Here is a 6,025-nt window from a genome sequence, read left to right as displayed (position 1 = left end):
CAGCACCTCGCCGCCCGCCCGGACGGCGCACACCAGCCGCTCGGGGTTGTCGCCCTGGGCGCGCCGGTGCAGCACGTCGTCCGTGGTCCACAGGGCGCGGAAGAACCCGGCGTCGCGCATCGCGGCCACCCGCCAGGCGGGCACGCGCCGCCCGAGGATGGTCAGCCGGCGCATCTCGTCCACGTTCTCCTCCGTCGAGGAGTACGCCAGCACCCGCGACTCGGTGTCCTCGATGGTCACCGAGCCGCCGACCAGGGCGGCCACCGCGTCGGCCAGCCCGTCGAGATCGCCCAGCACCAGGCTCCGGGCGGCCGGCAACGGCGGTGCCCCCGCCGCGGCGAGCCCGGCCCGGAGCACCGCCACCAGTTCCTCCCACCGGTACCAGGTGCGGAACAGCAGCGCCGTACCGGCCTCCTGGGCCGCCGAGCGCAGGACCCCGAGGGCCCCCTCGGGGCGTTCCGGGCCGAAGACCACCCCCGAGGCCCCGGCGGCACCGGCCCGGCGTACGACGTCCACCGCCTGGGCCGACCCGGCCGCGACACCGACGGCGAGCACCAGCTCCCCGGGCCGGACCTCGGGCGCCAGCGCATCGAGCACGGTGGCGCCGCCCACGGCCACGGCCAGGCCGCCGGGCGCCGTGTCCAGCTCCAGGGCCCCGGGGCCCACGACCGACAGCAGCCGCTCCAGGGTCACCTGGGGCCCGGCGGCCGTCTCCCACGCGGCGTGCTCCCGTAAGCCGGTCACGCGTGTCCCCCTCGTCCCACGGACGGCCGCGTCCGGCCGCTCCTGGAAGAGGTACGACACCACACACCGGGCCCGCGCTCAACGGGTGCGGCACCACGGTCCCGGCGCGGCTGCCCGGGGCCGTGGTGCCACGCGCCCGGTGAGGCGTCAGAGATACTTCTTCAGCTCCCGGCGCGCCAGCGACCGCTGGTGCACCTCGTCCGGGCCGTCGGCGAGCATCAGCGTGCGGGCGCTGGCGTACAGCTCGGCCAGCGGGAAGTCCTGGCTCACCCCGCCCGCGCCGTGCAGCTGGATCGCCCGGTCCAGGATGCCGACCACCGCGCGCGGCGTGGCGATCTTGATGGCCTGGATCTCGGTGTGCGCGCCCTTGTTGCCGACCGTGTCCATCAGCCAGGCCGTCTTCAGCACCAGCAGCCGCAGCTGCTCCACGGTGACCCGCGCGTCGGCGATCCAGTTCTGCACGACACCCTGCTGGGCCAGCGCCTTGCCGAACGCGGTACGGGACACCGCCCGCCGGCACATCAGCTCGATCGCCCGCTCGGCCATGCCGATCAGCCGCATGCAGTGGTGGATGCGGCCGGGGCCGAGCCGGGCCTGGGCGATGGCGAAGCCGCCGCCCTCCTCGCCGACGAGGTTGGCCACCGGTACCCGCACCCGGTCGAAGACGACTTCGGCGTGACCGCCGTGCGAGTGGTCCTCGTAGCCGAACACCCGCATCGCGCGCTGCACGGTGACGCCCGGGGTGTCGCGGGGCACCAGGACCATCGACTGCTGGCGGCGGATGTCGGCGCCGTCCGGGTCCGTCTTGCCCATCACGATGAAGATCGCGCAGTCCGGGTTCATCGCGCCGGAGATGTACCACTTGCGGCCGGTGATGACGTACTCGTCGCCGTCCCGCTCGATGTGCGTGGTGATGTTCGTGGCGTCCGAGGAGGCCACCTCCGGCTCGGTCATCGCGAACGCCGAGCGGATCTCGCCGGCGAGCAGCGGCTCGAGCCACCGCTTCTTCTGCTCCTCGGTGCCGAACTGCGCCAGCACCTCCATGTTCCCGGTGTCGGGCGCCGCGCAGTTGGTCGCGGTGGGCGCGAGGTGCGGGGAGCGGCCGGTGATCTCGGCGAGCGGCGCGTACTGGAGGTTGGTCAGCCCGGCGCCGTACCCGGCGTCCGGGAGGAAGAGGTTCCACAGGCCCTGCCGGCGTGCCTCGGCCTTCAGCTCCTCCACCACGGCCGGGGTGTCCCACGGCGAGGCGAGCGCGGCCCGCTGCTCCTCGGCGACCGCCTCGGCCGGGTAGACGTACTCGTCCATGAAGGCGAGCAGCCGGGCGCGCAGTTCCTCCGTACGCGCGTCGAACGCGAAGTCCATGTGCGGTCAGCCTTCCTGAAGGGTGGTCAGTCCGTGGTGGATGAAGACGGGAACGAGGTCGCCGATGCGGTCGAAGCCGCGCCCGACCGTCTGGCCGAGCGTGTAGCGGTAGTGGATGCCCTCCAGGATCACGGCGAGCTTGAACCAGGCGAACGCCTCGTACCAGGAGACGGCGGACACGTCCCGCCCCGAGCGTTCGGCGTACCGCTCGACCAGCTCGCGGGGCGAGGGGTGGCCGGGCGCCTCGGCGGTCGTGGAGACGGGGGAGTCGGGCATGCCCAGCGGCCGGCTGTACATCACCAGCAGGCCGAGGTCGGTCAGCGGGTCGCCGAGGGTGGACATCTCCCAGTCGAGGATCGCCCTGATCCTGTCGTCCTCGCCGATCAGGACGTTGTCCAGACGGTAGTCGCCGTGCACGACGGCCGCGGCGGGGGAGGCGGGCAGGGCGCGGCCGAGCGCGCCGTGCAGCTCGTCGATGCCCGGCAGGTCGCGGTTGCGGGAGGCGTCGAGCTGCTTGCCCCAGCGGCGCAGCTGCCGGTCCAGGAAGCCCTCCGGGCGGCCGAAGTCCGCGAGGCCCACCTCGGCCGGGTCCACGGCGTGCAGCTCCACCAGCGTGTCCACCAGGGACAGCACCGCCTCCCGGGTGCGCTCCGGGCCGAGCGGGGCGAGCTGGCCGGCGGTGCGGTACGGGGTGCCCTCGACGAACTCCATGACGTAGAACGGGGCGCCGAGCACCTCCTCGTCCTCGCACAGCAGCACCGGGCGCGGGACCGGCACCCGGGTCGGGTGCAGGGCGCTGATGACCCGGTGTTCGCGTCTCATGTCGTGCGCGGTGGCCAGCACATGGCCGAGCGGGGGCCGGCGGACGACCCACTTCGAGCGGTCGTCGCGGAGTGCGTAGGTGAGGTTCGACCGTCCGCCCTCGATCAGTCGTCCGGTCAGCGGACCGTGCACCAGGCCGGGGCGCTCGCGGTCGAGCAGGACGCGCAGCCGGTCCAGGTCCAGCCCGGGCGGGTGGTCGGCGCTCATACATCACTCCTGGAGACGGGTGAACAGGACCCGACCCATGATGCCGACCGGTCGGTATGCCGTCCAGTGCGGGAGCGGAGATCGCCGAACGTGATACGGCCCACGATAAGCCCGCGGCCCCCACGGGACCGGACCCGTGCGTCACGTGCGTCAGTGGTCGTCCCAGTGGTCCCCGTGCTCGGCGTGCCGGTGGCCGCCGTGCAGGTAGTCGACGTGGTCGCCGTGCGGCACCTGGGCGTGCCCGCACTCCTCGTGGTGCACGTGCGTGTGGTCCCGGTGGACCGAGTGCCCGGCCGGCTCGCACTCGTCCCAGTGGCCCGCGTGCTCCCGGTGCAGATGCCCGTCGTGGACGTAGTCGACGTGATCGCCGTGCGGCACCGCGCAGTGCCCGCAGTCCGGCCCGTGGCGGTGCGACCCGTGGGCGGTGTGTTCCTGGTGGAGGGTGGTCATGGCGCTCACCTCCGGGGGTACGGGGGCCGGCGACGGATCGTCCCGGTTGCGTGGCGCACGAGTACCCCGGAGGGTCGAGGGCATGAAGGGCATCAGCTACCGCCGCTACGGCGGACCCGAGGTGCTGGAGTACGGCGAGCTGCGGGACCCCAAGGTGGGCCCCGACCAGGTGCTGGTCGAGGTGCGCGCGGCGGCCGTCAACCCGGTCGACTGGAAGTGCCGCGAGGGCTACCTGGATTCCCTGCTGGACCCCGTCTTCCCGGTGATCCCCGGCTGGGACGTCGGCGGGGTGGTCGTCCGCCCCGGCGCCGCCGTCACCGAGTTCTCCCCCGGGGACGAGGTCATCGGCTACGTCCGCGAGGACTTCCTGTCCCGGGGCACCTGCGCCGAGTACGTGGCCGCACCGGTGCGCACGCTGGCCCGCAAGCCGCGCACCCTGTCCTTCGAGGAGGCCGCCGGACTCCCGCTGGCCGGCCTCACCGCCTACCAGGTGCTGGTCAAGGCGCTCCAGGTCAAACGGGGCGAGACCGTCCTGGTGCACGCGGCGGCCGGCGGCGTCGGCTCGCTCGCCGTCCAGATCGCCGCCCACCTCGGCGCCCGCGTCCTCGGCACGGCGGGCGAGGCCAACCACGACTACGTCCGCACCCTGGGCGGCGAGCCCGTGGCCTACGGCGAGGGACTGGCGGAACGGGTGCGCGGGCTCGCCCCCGAGGGAGTGGACGCGATCTTCGACACCGTCGGCGGCGACACGCTGACGGTCTCCGCGGGCCTCCTCGCCCCGGAGGGCCGGCTGGCCTCGATCACCGACCCGGGGGTGCGCGAGTACGGCGGCCGGTACGTCTTCGTCCGCCCGGACGCCGACGACCTGGCGCGCCTGTCGGAGTGGGCGGACCAGGGCGTCCTGTCCGTCCACGTCCAGCAGGCCTTCCCGCTGGAGCGCACGGCGGAGGCCCACCGGCTGAACCAGGAGGGCCACACCCGAGGCAAGATCGTGGTCACCGTGGACCGGGGGTCCGGGGAGGGCCGGGCATAGGGTGTCCCGCCCGGAGCGGTGACCGCGGTGCGAAAAATGCAGAGTTGAGCGGAATGTTCGTGCCGTCGCAGGGGCCTTCGTGACCGACGTTCACACGAACGGGTAACTGCGCCGGGGGCGTGCGCCGGTCCAAGATCGACCCCATGCGAACTTCCTTGATCCGCCGCGCGTGCGCCGTGGCGCTCATGATGGTCACCACGGTGGCGCCCGCGGCGGCGGCCCGGCCGGCCGGTCACGCCGAGGCGCCGGACATCGGCGGGCACGCGCGGTTGCTGGGGGAGCGGATCGTCCCCCACAGGCTCGCCTTCCGCGGCACCACCGTCGGCGGGCTGTCCGGCATCGACCGCAACCCCTGCACGGGCGAGTACGTCATGATCAGCGACGACCGCTCGGTGCTCCAGCCCGCCCGCTTCTACACCGCCCGGATCGCCGTGGACGGCACCGGCGTGCGCTCCGTCGACTTCACCGGCACCCACCCGCTGCGGCAGCCGGACGGCTCGGTCCACCCGCCGGCGAGCGCCCGCGACGGCAAGGCCGTGGACCCGGAGGAGCTGCGCGTGGACCCGCGAAGCTGCCGCTACTGGTGGTCGCAGGAGGGCGACCGGCCGGCGTCGGCGGACGACCCGCTGATCCAGCAGTCCGTCCGGATCGCCGACCCCACGGGTGCCTACCGCGGCACGTTCCCGCTGCCGGCCGACTACCGGTACACGCGGGAGGAGCGGGGGCCGCGGCGGAACAAGGGGGTGGAGGCCATCACGTTCGGCGCCCGGGGCGCCACGTTCACCAGCGCCCTGGAGGGCCCGCTGATCCAGGACGGCCCGGAACCCGACCTGCGGCACGGCGCCCTGGTCCGGGTGACCCGGCAGGACCGCCACGGCGCGGTGCTCCGGCAGTTCGCCTACCCGCTGGAGAAGATCTTCACCGCCTCCGACCCGTCCAGCCCCTGGGGACCGGACACCGGCGTAGCCGCGATCCTCGCCTTCCCCGACGACCCCGACCGCTACCTGGTCCTCGAACGCACCTGGGTCGCGGGAGCCGGTTACAAGATCCGCGTCTTCGACGCCACCACGCGCGGCGCGACCGACGTACGGCGCATGTCCTCCCTGGCCGGCCGGACGGTCGTGCCGATGCGCAAGAAACTGGTCGCCGACTTCGACGGCCTGGGGCTGAGCACCGTCGTCAACACCGAGGGCCTGACCTGGGGCCCCCGGCTGTCCAGCGGCGAACGGACCCTGCTCCTGGTCAGCGACGACAACTTCGCCGAGGACGAGGCCACCCAGTTCGTCGCCCTCGCCTTCCGCGACCGCTGAGGCGCGGGGAGGGCCGACCGCCGACGCGCGGTGAGGGCGGCCAGAGCGGCGCCGGTGCCCTCGGGGTTGAAGAGCGCCGTGCCGTGCCGCAGGGAGG

Annotated in this window: 5 protein-coding genes and 1 pseudogene; 2 read left to right on the top strand and 4 right to left on the bottom strand. The window is 73.8% G+C overall.

The features are described from left to right. From H5J33_RS20350 to H5J33_RS20335, 4 genes and pseudogenes are all read right to left on the bottom strand, one after another. A pseudogene (locus H5J33_RS20350) lies at positions 1 to 744 on the bottom strand (PucR family transcriptional regulator ligand-binding domain-containing protein); the annotation flags it as partial. A 147-nt stretch (positions 745 to 891) separates the two neighbouring features. Next, on the bottom strand, positions 892 to 2,106 hold the full coding sequence (locus H5J33_RS20345) for an acyl-CoA dehydrogenase family protein (protein ID WP_181796360.1): 1,215 nt from the start codon (positions 2,104 to 2,106) through the stop codon (positions 892 to 894). A gap of 6 nt (positions 2,107 to 2,112) precedes the next feature. Then, positions 2,113 to 3,135, bottom strand: a complete 1,023-nt coding sequence (locus H5J33_RS20340; protein ID WP_181796359.1) for a phosphotransferase family protein — start codon at positions 3,133 to 3,135, stop codon at positions 2,113 to 2,115. A gap of 150 nt (positions 3,136 to 3,285) precedes the next feature. Further along, positions 3,286 to 3,585 carry a hypothetical protein gene (locus H5J33_RS20335; RefSeq protein ID WP_181796358.1) on the bottom strand — a complete coding sequence of 100 codons (300 nt, stop codon included), beginning with the start codon at positions 3,583 to 3,585 and terminating at the stop codon, positions 3,286 to 3,288. Positions 3,586 to 3,667: 82 nt separating this feature from the next. Between H5J33_RS20335 and H5J33_RS20330 the strand changes: the two genes are divergently transcribed. Together H5J33_RS20330 and H5J33_RS20325 are read left to right on the top strand one after the other, a co-directional pair. After that, complete coding sequence (locus H5J33_RS20330; protein ID WP_181796357.1) at positions 3,668 to 4,618, top strand: NADP-dependent oxidoreductase; 951 nt, start codon at positions 3,668 to 3,670, stop codon at positions 4,616 to 4,618. A gap of 143 nt (positions 4,619 to 4,761) precedes the next feature. Next, positions 4,762 to 5,928, top strand: coding sequence for an esterase-like activity of phytase family protein (locus tag H5J33_RS20325; protein WP_181796356.1), 1,167 nt, complete (start codon positions 4,762 to 4,764; stop codon positions 5,926 to 5,928). The last annotated feature ends 97 nt before the right edge of the window (positions 5,929 to 6,025 follow it).

This window comes from Streptomyces sp. WELS2 (assembly GCF_013870595.1).
In the GTDB taxonomy this organism is placed as follows: domain Bacteria; phylum Actinomycetota; class Actinomycetes; order Streptomycetales; family Streptomycetaceae; genus Streptomyces.
The sequence above is the reverse complement of the archived record's forward strand: the minus strand, read 5'-3'. Positions and strand labels throughout refer to the sequence as shown.